Raw genomic sequence first — 13,204 nt, forward strand, 5'->3', positions numbered from 1 at the left:
GCGCCCCTTGCCCCGCGACCGCCGCAGCGGAATCCTGCTCCACCCGACCTCGCTCCCCGCCCCGCACGGCGTGGGCGATCTCGGCGCCGGGGCCCATCGCTTCGCCGCCTGGCTCGCCGAGGCGGGCCAGCGGCTGTGGCAGGTCCTCCCGCTCGGCCCGACCGGCTTCGGCGACTCGCCCTACCAGGCGCTCTCGTCGCGCGCCGGCAACACCCTGCTCGTCTCGCTGGAGACGCTCCGCAACGAGGGCTGGCTCGAGGACGGCGATCTCGCCGGCGCGCCCGCCGCCGATCCCGAGCGCGCCGCGTACGACGAGGCGGGGCCCTGGAAGCGCGAGCGGCTCGAGCGGGCCGCGCAGGCCTTCGGGGCGCGCGCGGGCGCGGAGGCGCGCGCCGAGCTCGAGGCGTTCCGCGCCCGCGAGGCGGGGTGGCTCGAGGACTGGGCGCTGTTCTGGGTCCTGAAGCAGGTGCACGAGGGGCGGCCCTGGACCGCCTGGGCGGAGCCGCTCGCCCGCCGCGACCCGCGCGCGCTCGACGCCGCCCGGGCCCGCTACGCGCGGGCGGTCTTCGCGGAGGTGTTCGCGCAGTGGTGCTTCGCGCGGCAGTGGGACGCGCTCCGCGCGCGCTGCCGCGCCCTCGGGATCGCGCTCCTCGGCGACGTCCCCATCTACGTTGCGCACGACTCGGTCGAGGTCTGGTCGCGCCGCGAGCTGTTCCGGCTCGACGCCGCGGGACGGCCCGCCGCCGTCGCGGGGGTGCCGCCCGACTACTTCAGCGCCACCGGCCAGCTGTGGGGGAACCCGCTCTGGGACTGGGACGCCGTCGCGCGCGAGGGCTTCGCGAGCTGGATCGCGCGCGTCCGCGGCGCGCTCGCCCTCGTGGACCGGATCCGCCTCGATCACTTCCGCGGCTTCGAGGCGTACTGGGAGATCCCCGCCGGCGCGGCCACCGCCGAGGAGGGCCGGTGGGTCCCGGGGCCGGGCGCGCGGCTGTTCGAGGCGCTCGAGGCCGCGCTCGGGGCGCTGCCGTTCGTGGCCGAGAACCTCGGCGTCATCACCCCCGAGGTGGAGGCGCTGCGGCGGCGCTTCCGCCTGCCCGGCATGGCGGTGCTCCAGTTCGCCTTCGGCATCGATCCGCAGGCGCCCACGTTCCTGCCGCACAACTACGAGCGCGACACCGCCGCGTACACCGGGACGCACGACAACGACACGGTGACGGGCTGGTGGGCGGGCGGCGCCGGTGACAGCGTCCGCACCCCGGAGGACGTCGCGCGCGAGAAGGCGCACGCGCGCGCGTACCTCGCGACGGACGGTCGGGACATGAGCTGGGTGATGATCCGGGCGGTCCTCTCCTCGGTGGCGGACACCGCGATCGCGCCGATGCAGGACGTGCTCGGGCTCGGCTCGCCGGCGCGCATGAACACGCCCGCGACCCTCGGCGGCAACTGGCGCTGGCGAATGCGGGAGGAGGCGCTCGGGCCGGAGCGCGCGGCGCGCCTCGCGGAGCTCACCCGGCTCTACGGTCGGTGACGCCTCCGCCGCGCCGGCTACCCCGCGCGGAAGGTCCGGACGCCCAGGAGCGCCGACACGAGCCAGGACAGGACGGTGAGCGCGAGCGCGACGAGGAGCGCCCGCCAGAACCCGATCCCGTACGCGCCCATGATCACCGCGAGCCAGATCATCGCGTAGAAGAGCCACGGCAGGAGGAGGAACCAGAGGAACTTCGCGAGCGTGACGTAGTACGCGATCGAGAGGACGACCGAGACCGCCACCGCGCGCCCGAAGGTGTTCGCCGGGTTCGCCGGAGACACCCAGGCGACGGCGAGCCAGAGGACGCCGGCGGAGAGGACGAGGCGGAGCAGGAACGCGACGAGGTGGGCCATGGTCAGTGCGGCTTCCTGAGCTCGAACCAGTAGAAGCCGTACGGGCCGAGGGTGAGGAAGTAGGGGAGCTTGCCGATCCGCGGAAACTCCGTGTAGCCCAGCATCTCCACCGGGACGTAGCCCTCGAAGGCCGCGAGGTCGAGCTCCGCCGGCTGCGCGGAGCGGGACACGTTCGCGACGCACAGGATGACGTCCTCCTCCCAGCGCCGGACGTAGGCGAGCACCTTCCGGTTCGCGACCTGCAGGAACTCCATCGTCCCCCGCCCGAAGGCCTTGAAGAGCTTCCGGAGCGCGATGGTGTTCCGCATCCACTGGAGGAGCGAGGACGGATCGCGCGACTGCCCCTCCACGTTCACGGCCTGGTAGCCGTAGACGGCGTCGGAGATGGGTGCGCTGTAGAGGCGGCTCGGGTCGGCGCGCGAGAAGCCGGCGTTGCGGTCGGGGGTCCACTGCATGGGCGTCCGCACGCCGTTGCGGTCGTGGAGGTAGATGTTGTCGCCCATGCCGATCTCGTCGCCGTAGTAGACGACCGGCGTGCCGGGGAACGAGAACAGCAGGCTGTTCAGGAGCTCCATGCGCCGGCGGCTGTTCTCGACGAGCGGCATGAGGCGGCGGCGGATCCCGACGTTGAGCTTCATGCGCGGGTCCTGGCCGTACGCGAGGTACATGTAGTCCCGCTCGTCGCTCGTCACCATCTCGAGCGTCAGCTCGTCGTGGTTGCGCAGGAAGAGCGCCCACTGGGCGGTGTCCGGGATGGGCGGCGTGCGCCGCATGATCTCGACGATCGGCTCCACGTCCTCGAGCCGCAGCGCCATGAAGATGCGCGGCATGAGCGGGAAGTGGAACGCCATGTGGCACTCGTCGCCGTCGCCGAAGTACGGGCGGACGTCGTCGGGCCACTGGTTCGCCTCCGCGAGGAGCATGCGGCCGGGGAAGTGCTCGTCCACGTGGCGCCGGATCTGCTTGATCACCTGGTGCGTGCCGGGGAGGTTCTCGCAGTTCGTCCCGTCCTGCTCGATGAGGTACGGCACGGCGTCGAGCCGGAACGCGTCGACGCCCAGCTCCGCCCAGAAGCTCAGGGCGTCGAGCACCTCCTGGAGGACCGCCGGGTTCTCGAAGTTGAGGTCCGGCTGATGGCTGAAGAACCGGTGCCAGTAGTACTGCTTCGCCTCGGGATCCCAGGTCCAGTTCGACTTCTCGGTGTCGGTGAAGATGATGCGCGCGTCGCGGTACTTCTGATCGGTGTCGCTCCACACGTAGAACGCGCGCTCGGACGAGCCCGGCAGCGCGCGCCGCGCCCGCTGGAACCAGGGGTGCTGGTCCGAGGTGTGGTTCACCACGAGCTCGATGAGGACCCGGATGCCGCGCGCGTGCGCCGCCGCGACGAGCTGGCGGAAGTCGTCCATCGTCCCGTAGTCGGGGTGGACGCCGCGGTAGTCGGCGATGTCGTAGCCGTCGTCCTTGAGCGGCGACGGGAAGAGCGGCAGCAGCCAGAGGCAGTTGATGCCGAGATCCTGGAGGTAGTCGAGCTTCTCCACGAGGCCGCGCAGATCGCCGATCCCGTCGCCGTTGGAGTCGTAGAACGACTTCACGTGCGTCTCGTAGATGACCGCGTCCTTGTACCAGAGCGGATCCTGGCCGCGCCTTCGCTGGAAGATTGCCATCCGGCGTCCGTGACCTCCTGCCAGTTCTAAGATCGCACCGGGCACCCGCAAGCGGAGGATTCCGCGAGGGGTCCCGGCTCCCGCCGCGCTCCCGTGTATACGCCCGGACGGGCGGACGGGCGAGGGACCGCCGTCCCGGTTCTCGGAGCGTGAACGGGGCCGGGGCGCCGGCCGGGCGCGGGCCACGATGGGCCGGGGCGTTCGCGGCGGAGGTGGCGAGTCCTAGCTTCAGACGTGGTCGCTGCGCGGGGCGGGGGCATCGTGCGGATCTGGGCGGCGGCGATCGCGGCGGCGCTGTGCCTCGGCGCGTGCGAGCCTTGGCACTGCGACTTCTACGTCCGCGACGCGTGCATCGAGTTCGTGAACGATCCGGCCGATCTGGCCGACGCGGAGCAGCGGGTCTCCTCCCTGCTCGACCGCGAGCTGCCGTTCTGGGGGCTCGCGAACCTGGGCGGCTGGCGCATCCAGTTCCGCGAGGACGCCGAGTACGCCTGCTACCTCGCGTCGCACAACGACGGCTGCACCGACTACCTGGAGAAGACCCTCTCGGTGCGGGTGCCGCCGGACGCGGAGGGCTGCTTCGAGGCGTCGGAGCTCCTCCACGAGCTCGGCCACTACAAGCTCGGCGACCCCATGCACTCGAACTCGCGCTGGGAGCAGGTGGACGCGCAGTTCGCGCCGATGGTGTGGGACCGTCCCGACGCCGCCCCGTCCTGCGTTCGGCGCTACACCGGGGTCGAGCGCGGGATGTGGCCGGTGCGGATCGACAAGTTCTGAGCGTCACGCACGCGGCGCCGCCCCGGGTCCCTCGCGGGCGGGCCCCGCTTTTTCCACGCTGCGTCGCGGCGCCTCGCCCCGCCCGCTCGTTACGGACCCATCCTCCCCAGAGAGGAGCGGCGCATGGCCTCGATCCACAAGCACGTGACCCGCGACGTCGTGGCGCTCGACGCCACGGCCCCCATCCGCCAGGCGGCGCAGCTCATGGCCGATCGGAGGATCGGCTCCGTGGGCGTGAAGGACGCCGGCGGCGTGGTCGGGCTCGTCACCGAGCGCGACCTCGTCATGACCGTGCTCGCCCGCGGCGGCGACGGCGGCCTCCCCATCCGCGAGGCCATGCGGACGGGCCTGCCACACGTCCCGTCGAGCGCGAGCGAGGCGGAGTGCGCGGCGCTCATGCGCGACCACTACACCCGCCACCTGCTCGTCGAGGAGGAGGGGCGCGTGGTGGGCATCGTCTCGATGCGCGACATCATCCAGCTCATGCTCGACGAGAAGCAGTTCGTGATCGAGCAGCTGCAGGACTACATCACGGGGAGGTAGCCCGGAGCCCGGTCGCGCGAGGTCGCGCCGGCTCGAGGCGGTCCCTCCACCCTGGCCGCCGGGCGTTCCTGCGCCGTCCCGCCCGCCGGGCGCCTTCACTCCCCGGGAGCGTTGGGATCCAGCGGCGCCTCCGGCCGCTCCGGCCGGCGGCCGGGGAGCTCGGGCTCCGGCCGGGGGATGCCCGGCACCTCGCGGTCCGGCTGCGCGCCACGCCCCGGCAGCTCCGGTCGCGGAGGTGGCACGCGGGGGATCTCCGGCGCGTCCTGTCCTGATCTCCGTTCTCCCATGGTGTCCTCCTCGGCGCGGCGCGTCGCTTTGCCCGGGCCTTTGCACCTTGCGCCGCGCCGTTGCCCGGTTAGAGGCTCCCCCGGCGACCGTGCGGCCTCCAGGAGGGGCCGGGCGGCCGCGTGTCGCCGCGGCGGACGCGGCGCGCGAGGAAACCATGCGCATCGCAGTGGCGAGGGAGACGTCGCCGGGGGAGCGTCGCGTGGCGCTCGTGCCGGAGAACGTGGCGCGGCTCGTGAAACAGCAGCACGAGCTCCGCGTCGAGCGCGGCGCCGGGGTGGCGGCCGGCTTCCCCGACGCGGCCTACGAGGCCGCGGGGGCCGTGCTCGCGGACGGCCCCGCCGCGCTCGAGGGCGCCGAGGTGGTGGTGCGCGTGCAGCGGCCGTCGGAGGCGGAGGCGGACCTCCTGCCGCAGGGCGCGCTCCTCGTCGCGCTCCTCGCGCCGCACCAGGGCGGGCCGCTCCTCGCGCGGCTCGCGGCGCGGCGCGTGTCGGCGCTCGCCATGGAGAAGGTGCCTCGCACGACGCGCGCCCAGTCCATGGACGCGCTCAGCTCCCAGGCGACGCTCGCCGGGTACAAGGCGGTCCTCGTCGGCGCGAACGCGCTGCCTCGCATCCTCCCCATGATGACCACCGCCGCGGGCACGCTCGCGCCGGCCAAGGCGTTCGTCGTCGGCGCGGGGGTCGCCGGCCTGCAGGCCATCGCCACCGCGCGCCGGCTCGGCGCGGTGGTCTCCGCCTTCGACGTGCGCCCGGTGGTGAAGGAGCAGGTGCAGTCGCTCGGCGCGTCGTTCGTGGAGGTCCAGGAGGTCGCCGCGGAGGGCGCGGGAGGCTACGCGAAGGAGCTCGGCGCCTCGGAGCAGGAGCGCGTGCTCGGCGCGATCGCGGCGCACGTGAAGGACATGGACCTCGTCGTCACGACCGCCCAGATCCCCGGCCGGCCGGCGCCGCGGCTCCTCACCGCGGACATGATCCGCTCGATGCGGCCCGGCTCGGTGGTGGTGGACCTCGCGGCGGAGTCGGGCGGCAACTGCGAGCTCACGCGCCCGGGCGAGGCGGTGGTCGAGGCGGGCGTCACCGTGCTCGGCCCCCTGAACCTCCCCTCCACGGTGCCGTTCCACGCGAGCCAGATGTACGGCCGCAACGTCACGACCCTGCTGCAGCACCTCGCGAAGGACGGCCGGCTCGTGCTCGACCCGCAGGACGAGATCACCGGCGCCATGCTCGTCGTCCACGACGGGCAGGTCCGCGGCTAGGGAGGATCATCCATGCCAGGCCTGGAGCTCATCGAGATCTACGTCTTCGTGCTCGCCGGGTTCGTGGGGTTCTTCACGATCACCCGCGTGCCCGCCCTCCTCCACACGCCGCTCATGTCGGCGACGAACGCCATCAGCGCGATCTCGCTCGTCGGCTCGCTCGTCATGGCGGGCGCGGACCGCGGCGCCCTCCCGACCGTCCTCGGGTTCATCGCGGTGACGAGCGCCACCATCAACGTCGTCGGCGGCTTCATCATCACCGACCGCATGCTCAAGATGTTCAAGCGGGCCGACCGCGGGGGGCCGCGCAAGTGAGCCCCCGCACCGTCTTCATCGAGGCCGCCTACCTCCTCGCCTCGATCCTCTTCATCCTCGGCCTGCGCAGCCTCACCCTCCCCGATCGCGCCCGGCGCGGCATGCAGCTCGCCGCGCTCGGCATGCTCGTCGCGATCGTGGGCACGCTCGTGAACCACGAGATCGTGCGCTACGAGTGGATCATCGCCGGGCTCGTGCTCGGCTCGCTCGTCGGCTACCCGCTCGGCGTCTACGTGCCCATGACCGCGATGCCGCAGCGGATCGCGATCTCCCACATGTTCGGGGCCGTCGCGGCCACGCTCGTCGGCGTCGCGGAGTACTGGCACCTCGGCAACGGGGCGGAGGTCTCGCGGTCCGTCATGGCCGCGCTGGGCTTCGAGGTGCTGTTCGGCGCGCTCACCATCACCGGCAGCTTCATGGCGTTCGGGAAGCTCCAGGAGCTGCTCCCCTCCCGGCCGGTGACGTTCAAGGGCCAGAACCTCGTCTCGATCGGCATGTTCGCCGCGGCCGCCGCGCTGTTCGCCTGGCTCGTCGCCGACCCGGCGAACCCGGGCGCGTTCTACGCGATGGTCGTGCTCGGCCTCGTCTTCGGCGTCTCCCTGGTGCTGCCCATCGGCGGCGCCGACATGCCGGTCGTCATCTCGCTCCTCAACTCGTACGCCGGCCTCGCCTCCTCGGCGACGGGGTTCGCCATCGGCAACAACGTCCTCATCATCGCGGGGGCGCTCGACGGCGCCTCCGGCTTCATCCTCTCCATCATCATGAGCCGGGCGATGAACCGGTCGTTCGCGAACGTGCTCTTCGGCGCGTTCGGCGCCGCCCCCGAGGCCGCGCAGAAGACCGCGCAGGGGCTCACCGTCCACGCGATCACCCCCGAGGACGCCGCCATCCAGCTCGCCTACGCCCGGCTCGTCATCGTGGTGCCGGGCTACGGCATGGCCGTCGCGCAGGCGCAGCACCAGGTCCGCGAGCTCGCGGCGCTCATCGAGAAGAACGGCGGGACGGTGCTCTACGCCATCCACCCGGTCGCCGGCCGCATGCCCGGCCACATGAACGTGCTGCTCGCCGAGGCGGACATCCCCTACGAGAAGCTGAAGGAGATGGACGAGATCAACGACGAGTTCAAGAACGCCGACGTGGCGCTCGTGATCGGCGCGAACGACGTCGTGAACCCCGCCGCCCGCACGGACAAGGCCTCGCCCATCTACGGGATGCCCATCCTGAACGTCGACGAGGCGAAGCAGGTCATCGTGATGAAGCGCTCGATGAACCCCGGCTTCGCCGGCATCGAGAACGAGCTCTTCTACCGGGAGAACACCGCGATGCTCTTCGGCGACGCGAAGGCGTCGCTCGCGAAGCTCGTGCACGAGATCAAGCAGGCGTGAGCCCTCTTCCGCGGCCGTCGTGAAGAGAAGCTGGATGACGCATGCGGGAATTTGCCGTTTCCTCGCGCGGCGGTCCGGCGCACATTACCTCCCGTTCCCCGGAGCGCTCCTCGCGGAGCCGTCGAAAGGAAGCCCGATGTCGAAGACCCCCGCCTACGCCGCCCCCTCCCCCGGAGCGCCGCTCGCTCCCTTCACCGTCGAGCGCCGCGACCCGGGGCCGCACGACGTGCTCATCGACATCCTGTACTGCGGGGTCTGCCACTCCGACATCCACCAGGCGCGCGACGAGTGGGGCGGCGGGATCTTCCCCATGGTGCCGGGCCACGAGATCATCGGCCGCGTCCGCCAGGTCGGGAAGGCCGTGACGAGGCTCGCGCCGGGCGACGTCGCGGGCGTGGGGTGCATGGTCGACTCCTGCCGCGAGTGCGATCCCTGCCGGCACGACAGCGAGCAGTTCTGCGAGAAGGGCGCCGCCTTCACCTACAACGGGACGGAGATGGACCGGCGCACGCGGACGTACGGCGGCTACTCGACGCGCGTCGTCGTCGACGAGCGGTTCGTCCTGAAGGTCCCGGCCAGCCTCGATCCGGCCGGCGCCGCGCCGCTCCTCTGCGCCGGCATCACCACCTACTCCCCGCTGCGCCAGTGGAACTGCAAGCCCGGCGACCGCGTCGCCGTGGTCGGCCTCGGCGGCCTGGGCCACATGGCCGTCAAGCTCGCGGCCTCCATGGGCGCCGAGGTCACGATGCTGAGCACGTCCGCCTCGAAGGAGGCGGACGCGCGCCGGCTGGGCGCGCACGGGTTCGCGTCCACCAAGGACGCCTCCACGTTCTCCAGGCTCGCGGGCCGCTTCGACCTCATCGTGGACACCATCTCGGCGCCGCACGACTACAACGCGTACCTCGGCCTCTTGCGCCCGAAGGGCGCCATGGTGCTGCTCGGCGTGCCCCCCGAGCCGACCCCCGTCGCCGCCTTCTCCCTCATCTCCGGGAACAAGCGGCTCGCCGGATCGCTCATCGGCGGCATCGCGGAGACCCAGGAGATGCTCGACTACTGCGCCGCGCACGGCATCGTCTCGGACGTCGAGATCATCCCGATCCAGAAGATCAACGAGGCGTACGATCGCATGATGCGCGGCGACGTCCGCTACCGGTTCGTCATCGACGTCTCGAGCCTCGCGCGCGCTTGAGCCGACCCACCCCGGGCGCGGCCGACGCGCGGCGCTCGGCCAATCCCGTCACGCGTGCGGCCGCTTCTCGGTGGCGCGCGCCCCGGCGCCGGCCTGCGGCGCGGTCGCGACGCCGAGCTGGCGCATGAGCCCGAGCGCGTCCCACTGGGTCCACTCCTCGACGAGCTTCGCGCCCTTGAACTTCCCCACCGTGATCCCCTCGACCGTGCAGCGCGTCCCGGTGGGCTCGATGCCCATGAGCGCCGCGCGGTGCGTTCCCGTCATGCGCCACCGCGTGATCACCGTGTCGTGATCCGCGAAGGAGCCGAGGATCGTCGGGGCCATGTCGGGGAAGGCGTCCCGGTACTGGCGGCACAGCTCGCGCGTCTTCTCGAGATCGGTGTCTCCGGCCAGCGGATCGTGGCTCCGGTACTTGGGGTCGCAGAGCTCGTCGAAGATGCCGAAGTTCCCCTTCCCCCAGGCCTCCTCGAACATCCTGCGGTGAGACTGCTTGATGTCCACGGCCATGACTCGCTCCCTTCCACCTCCCCTGAAGACCTTCGAGGGGGAGGCGGGACTGACGTAGGCAACGGCCCGGTGGGGCGCGCGGTCAACGCTCGCTGACCCCCGAGATCACGGGGCGGTGGAGCCCAGCCGTCGGGGGCACGGCGGATGGACGCCGGTCCCGCGCGGGCGCCGCCCCGCCCGGCTGCTTCACGGCGCGCCCCTCGCGCAGCACCTGACGGAGCCGGCCGCGCCTGCCGCGTGGGCCTCGTCGTCCTCCACACGCAGCACTAAGAAAAGGTTTGCCACGGTCCGCCGCCTCGTTCGCGGCGCGAGGGAGAGAGAGATGGATCTCGAGAAGGAGGTCGCCGAGCTTCGCCGCTGGTTCGAGAGCCCCCGCTTCGCGGGCATCAAGCGGATCCACTCGGCGCGCGAGGTGATCGAGCAGCGGGGCACCATCCGGCCGGACTACACGGTGGCCCGGTCCGCCGCCGAGGCCTTCCACGCGCGCCTGCGCGAGCTGTTCGAGCAGAGGCGGTGCATCACCACCTTCGGCCCGTACTCGCCCGGGCAGGCGGTGGCGATGAAGAAGATGGGGATCGAGGGCATCTACCTCGGCGGCTGGGCCACCTCCGCGAAGGGCTCCTCGCACGAGGACCCCGGCCCCGACCTCGCGAGCTATCCGCTGAGCCAGGTCCCCGACGAGGCGGCGCCGATCGTCCGCGCCCTGCTCACCGCCGACAGGAACCAGCTCCACGCCCGCGCGCGCATGACCGAGGAGCAGCGCAGGGCGACGGCGGCGGTGGACTTCCGGCCCTTCATCATCGCGGACGCCGACACCGGCCACGGCGGTGACGCGCACGTGCGCAACCTCATCCGGCGCTTCGTCGAGGTGGGCGTGCCGGGCTACCACATCGAGGATCAGAAGCCGGGCGTGAAGAAGTGCGGCCACCAGGGCGGCAAGGTGCTCGTCTCCGAGGACGAGCAGCTGAAGCGCCTCTCCGCGGCCCGCTTCCAGCTCGACATCATGGGCGTGCCGGGCATCCTCGTCGCCCGCACCGACGCCGAGTCGGCCACCCTGCTCGACGGGCGCGGCGACGACCGGGACCAGCCGTTCATCCTCGGCGCCAGGAACCTCGCGCTGCCCACCTTCAAGGCCGCCTTCCTCGCCATCCTGCGGCAGTTCCAGCGGGCCGGCGTGGAGGAGCTCTCCGGCCACGAGCTCTACGCGCTCTGCGAGGAGGAGCTCGCGGCCGCCGACGCCTGGCTCGAGCGGACCGGGTTCGCGAAGGGGATCGCCGCCGCGGCCGCAGGCTACCTCCGGGGAGCGATCCGCTCCGTGGACGCCGCGCTCGACGAGGTCTTCGACGCGTTCGTCGACGCCTGGCAGCAGGAGGCGGGCATCTCCACCTACGCCCAGGCGGTGGGCGAGGCGATCGCCTTCCGCGAGAACGAGGGCGACCCGCCGGCGATGAGCAAGGCCGACTGGCTCGCGTTCGCCGAGCGCGCCCCGTTCTACCGGGCGCGGGAGCGGGCGCGCTCGATCGGCCTCGACGTCACCTGGGACTGCGAGCACGCGAAGACCCCCGACGGCTACTACCAGGTGCGCGGCGGCCTCGACTACGCGATCGCCAAGTCGCTGGCCGCGGCGCCGTTCGCGGACCTGCTCTGGATGGAGACCAAGACGGCCGACCTGCACGACGCGAGGCGGTTCGCGGACGCCATCCACGCCGCCTTCCCCGACAAGATGCTCGCCTACAACCTCTCCCCGTCCTTCAACTGGGACACCACCGGGATGGACGACGAGCAGATGCGGCGCTTCCCCGAGGAGCTCGGGAAGCTGGGGTTCGTGTTCAACTTCATCACCTACGGCGGGCACCAGATCGACGGCCTCGCCGCGGAGGAGTTCGCGAGCGCGCTCCGCCAGGACGGCATGCTCGCGCTGGCGCGCCTGCAGCGGAAGTTCCGCCTGCTCGAGTCGGGCTACCGCACGCCGCAGACGCTGGTGGGCGGGCCGCGCGCCGACGCCGGGCTCATGTCGATCTCGGGCCGCACCGCCACCACCAAGGCGATGGGCCAGGGCTCGACGCAGGTCCAGCACCTCGTGCAGACCGAGGTGCCGCCCAAGCTGCTCGAGGAGTGGCTCGACGCGTGGCGCGAGCACCACGGGGTGCAGGGCAAGCTGCGCGTCGCCCTCCGGCCGCACACCGCGGAGTCCGATCTGCTCGAGCTCGCGCTCGTCTCGGCGGACGGGGAGAAGAAGCTCGACGTGATCTTCGCGAGCATCCACGACCGGCGCGGGCGCAGCATCCTGTCGGTGCGCGACCAGAACAACTTCGATCTCGGCCTGCGCAAGAAGCGGCTGATGACGCTCGTGCTCCTGTTCCTGTTCCACCGCTACAAGGTGGACTCGGTGCACTTCGTGACGCCCACCGAGGACAACCAGCGCCAGGCGGAGGGCATGAGGGCGCAGGGGCTGTTCGGCACGGTCGTGCAGGAGGTCGGCGAGATCATCGTCGCCGACGTGAACAAGGCGCGGGTGAAGGAGCTGCTCGCGCCGGACCGGGCGGCGCTCAAGGCGCTCATCGCGAGGCGATAGGCGGGAGACCGGGCGAGCGCCCGTTCCGGATCGAAACGGCTTCCCCTCCCGGATCGGAACGGTCGCACGGGTTCGGAACGGTTCCGGCGCGGCCGCGTGTCGCGATCCGGCGCCGGACCCGCGATCTCGCCGGCGAGCGGGGCGTGGCACGACGCGCGCAATGGCGTCGTCCCGTCTCACTCACGACGAACGACGAAAGGCCCGGTGACGAAGATGACCGTTCAGAATGCCCAGCAGTCCGCTCGCGTCCGCTCCAGCCTCCTCCGCAGGATCTCCTTCGCCCTCGCAGCGCTCGCGCTCGCGGGCTCCGCCGCGGCGGACGTCACGTTCAATCCCGCGACCGGCCAGGGCTTCGTGGGGAAGGGCGACGTGCAGACCCCCTTCGCCTGGAACAACGCCATGCTCCAGTCGTACGCCAACGCCATCGCGTTCAGCTACGAGTCCGAGGCGGTCTACGACGTGACCTGCGAGAAGGAGGGGAAGAAGACCACCCTGACCAAGCAATTCAAGCGGAGCCGCGCCTCGGAGCTGAGCATCCAGTTCGAGACCCGCAACAACAAGAAGCAGGTGACCGGCTTCTTCCTCATCGGCTACGGCGACGAGGTCGAGAGCACCGTCGACGGCAGCGACATCTGCCCGGCCTCGGACAACGACATCGCCTGGGTGGAGGTGCCCGGAACCCGCGTGACGCTCTCCACGACGCCGGCCCGTCTCTACGTGACGTTCGGCGCGTCCCGGGCCCTGCTGTACTGAACGTCGGTTCGTGATTCGCGATCACCTTCGGTGATGAATCACGCTGGTCCCCTGCGCCGCCGCGAGCGGCGTCGC

General features: G+C 71.8%; 13 protein-coding genes. 9 read left to right on the forward strand and 4 right to left on the reverse strand.

Features of this window, described 5'->3' with window-relative positions; genetic code table 11:
* Positions 1-7: 7 nt before the first annotated feature.
* Positions 8-1,528 carry a 4-alpha-glucanotransferase gene (gene malQ / locus MNZ39_RS04115; protein ID WP_242334908.1) on the forward strand — a complete coding sequence of 507 codons (1,521 nt, stop codon included), beginning with the start codon at positions 8-10 and terminating at the stop codon, positions 1,526-1,528.
* Between the two features lie 17 nt (positions 1,529-1,545).
* Here the strand turns inward: malQ and MNZ39_RS04120 are convergent, their stop codons facing one another.
* Both MNZ39_RS04120 and treS read right to left on the reverse strand, forming a co-directional pair.
* Entirely contained in the window at positions 1,546-1,881 is a 336-nt protein-coding gene (locus MNZ39_RS04120) for a hypothetical protein (protein ID WP_242334911.1), read from the reverse strand.
* A 2-nt stretch (positions 1,882-1,883) separates the two neighbouring features.
* Positions 1,884-3,545, reverse strand: a complete 1,662-nt coding sequence (treS, locus tag MNZ39_RS04125; protein WP_242334914.1) for a maltose alpha-D-glucosyltransferase — start codon at positions 3,543-3,545, stop codon at positions 1,884-1,886.
* A gap of 234 nt (positions 3,546-3,779) precedes the next feature.
* Here treS and MNZ39_RS04130 point away from each other — a divergent pair, with 234 nt between their 5' ends.
* The gene (locus MNZ39_RS04130; RefSeq protein ID WP_242334917.1) at positions 3,780-4,322 is read left to right on the forward strand and encodes a hypothetical protein; all 543 of its coding nucleotides are present in this window, start codon (positions 3,780-3,782) and stop codon (positions 4,320-4,322) included.
* Between the two features lie 123 nt (positions 4,323-4,445).
* Complete coding sequence (locus MNZ39_RS04135; protein ID WP_242334920.1) at positions 4,446-4,865, forward strand: cyclic nucleotide-binding/CBS domain-containing protein; 420 nt, start codon at positions 4,446-4,448, stop codon at positions 4,863-4,865.
* 95 nt (positions 4,866-4,960) lie between these two features.
* Here MNZ39_RS04135 and MNZ39_RS04140 read toward each other — a convergent pair whose 3' ends face one another.
* The gene (locus tag MNZ39_RS04140) at positions 4,961-5,152 is read right to left on the reverse strand and encodes a hypothetical protein (RefSeq protein ID WP_242334923.1); all 192 of its coding nucleotides are present in this window, start codon (positions 5,150-5,152) and stop codon (positions 4,961-4,963) included.
* A 155-nt stretch (positions 5,153-5,307) separates the two neighbouring features.
* Between MNZ39_RS04140 and MNZ39_RS04145 the strand changes: the two genes are divergently transcribed.
* From MNZ39_RS04145 to MNZ39_RS04160, 4 genes are all read left to right on the forward strand, one after another.
* The gene (locus MNZ39_RS04145; RefSeq protein ID WP_242334926.1) at positions 5,308-6,405 is read left to right on the forward strand and encodes a Re/Si-specific NAD(P)(+) transhydrogenase subunit alpha; all 1,098 of its coding nucleotides are present in this window, start codon (positions 5,308-5,310) and stop codon (positions 6,403-6,405) included.
* Between the two features lie 12 nt (positions 6,406-6,417).
* Positions 6,418-6,720 (forward strand): NAD(P) transhydrogenase subunit alpha, encoded by a 303-nt coding sequence (locus MNZ39_RS04150; RefSeq protein ID WP_242334929.1) that lies wholly within the window; start codon positions 6,418-6,420, stop codon positions 6,718-6,720.
* Entirely contained in the window at positions 6,717-8,105 is a 1,389-nt protein-coding gene (locus MNZ39_RS04155) for an NAD(P)(+) transhydrogenase (Re/Si-specific) subunit beta (RefSeq protein ID WP_242334932.1), read from the forward strand. The genes MNZ39_RS04150 and MNZ39_RS04155 overlap by 4 nt, the downstream gene beginning before the upstream one ends.
* A gap of 136 nt (positions 8,106-8,241) precedes the next feature.
* Positions 8,242-9,294, forward strand: coding sequence for an NAD(P)-dependent alcohol dehydrogenase (locus tag MNZ39_RS04160; protein ID WP_242334934.1), 1,053 nt, complete (start codon positions 8,242-8,244; stop codon positions 9,292-9,294).
* Positions 9,295-9,342: 48 nt separating this feature from the next.
* On the opposite strand, the gene MNZ39_RS04165 is transcribed toward MNZ39_RS04160, so the two are convergent.
* On the reverse strand, positions 9,343-9,801 hold the full coding sequence (locus MNZ39_RS04165) for an ester cyclase (protein ID WP_242334937.1): 459 nt from the start codon (positions 9,799-9,801) through the stop codon (positions 9,343-9,345).
* Between the two features lie 322 nt (positions 9,802-10,123).
* On the opposite strand from MNZ39_RS04165, the gene aceA reads away from it, so the two are divergent.
* Together aceA and MNZ39_RS04175 are read left to right on the forward strand one after the other, a co-directional pair.
* A complete protein-coding gene (aceA, locus tag MNZ39_RS04170; RefSeq protein ID WP_242334940.1) occupies positions 10,124-12,376 on the forward strand; it encodes an isocitrate lyase ICL2 in 2,253 nt (750 codons plus the stop codon).
* 213 nt (positions 12,377-12,589) lie between these two features.
* On the forward strand, positions 12,590-13,129 hold the full coding sequence (locus MNZ39_RS04175) for a hypothetical protein (RefSeq protein ID WP_242334943.1): 540 nt from the start codon (positions 12,590-12,592) through the stop codon (positions 13,127-13,129).
* The last annotated feature ends 75 nt before the right edge of the window (positions 13,130-13,204 follow it).

Origin of the sequence: Anaeromyxobacter sp. SG66 (assembly GCF_022690805.1) — a bacterium.
Classification (GTDB): domain Bacteria; phylum Myxococcota; class Myxococcia; order Myxococcales; family Anaeromyxobacteraceae; genus Anaeromyxobacter; species Anaeromyxobacter soli.

Coding starts and splice junctions, on each gene's coding strand:
- MNZ39_RS04120 (WP_242334911.1), bottom strand. CDS start 1,881: ATGGCCCACCTCGTCGCGTTCCTGCTCCGCCTCGTCCTCTCCGCCGGC.
- treS (WP_242334914.1), bottom strand. CDS start 3,545: ATGGCAATCTTCCAGCGAAGGCGCGGCCAGGATCCGCTCTGGTACAAG.
- MNZ39_RS04135 (WP_242334920.1), top strand. CDS start 4,446: ATGGCCTCGATCCACAAGCACGTGACCCGCGACGTCGTGGCGCTCGAC.
- MNZ39_RS04140 (WP_242334923.1), bottom strand. CDS start 5,152: ATGGGAGAACGGAGATCAGGACAGGACGCGCCGGAGATCCCCCGCGTG.
- MNZ39_RS04145 (WP_242334926.1), top strand. CDS start 5,308: ATGCGCATCGCAGTGGCGAGGGAGACGTCGCCGGGGGAGCGTCGCGTG.
- MNZ39_RS04150 (WP_242334929.1), top strand. CDS start 6,418: ATGCCAGGCCTGGAGCTCATCGAGATCTACGTCTTCGTGCTCGCCGGG.
- MNZ39_RS04160 (WP_242334934.1), top strand. CDS start 8,242: ATGTCGAAGACCCCCGCCTACGCCGCCCCCTCCCCCGGAGCGCCGCTC.
- MNZ39_RS04165 (WP_242334937.1), bottom strand. CDS start 9,801: ATGGCCGTGGACATCAAGCAGTCTCACCGCAGGATGTTCGAGGAGGCC.
- aceA (WP_242334940.1), top strand. CDS start 10,124: ATGGATCTCGAGAAGGAGGTCGCCGAGCTTCGCCGCTGGTTCGAGAGC.
- MNZ39_RS04175 (WP_242334943.1), top strand. CDS start 12,590: ATGACCGTTCAGAATGCCCAGCAGTCCGCTCGCGTCCGCTCCAGCCTC.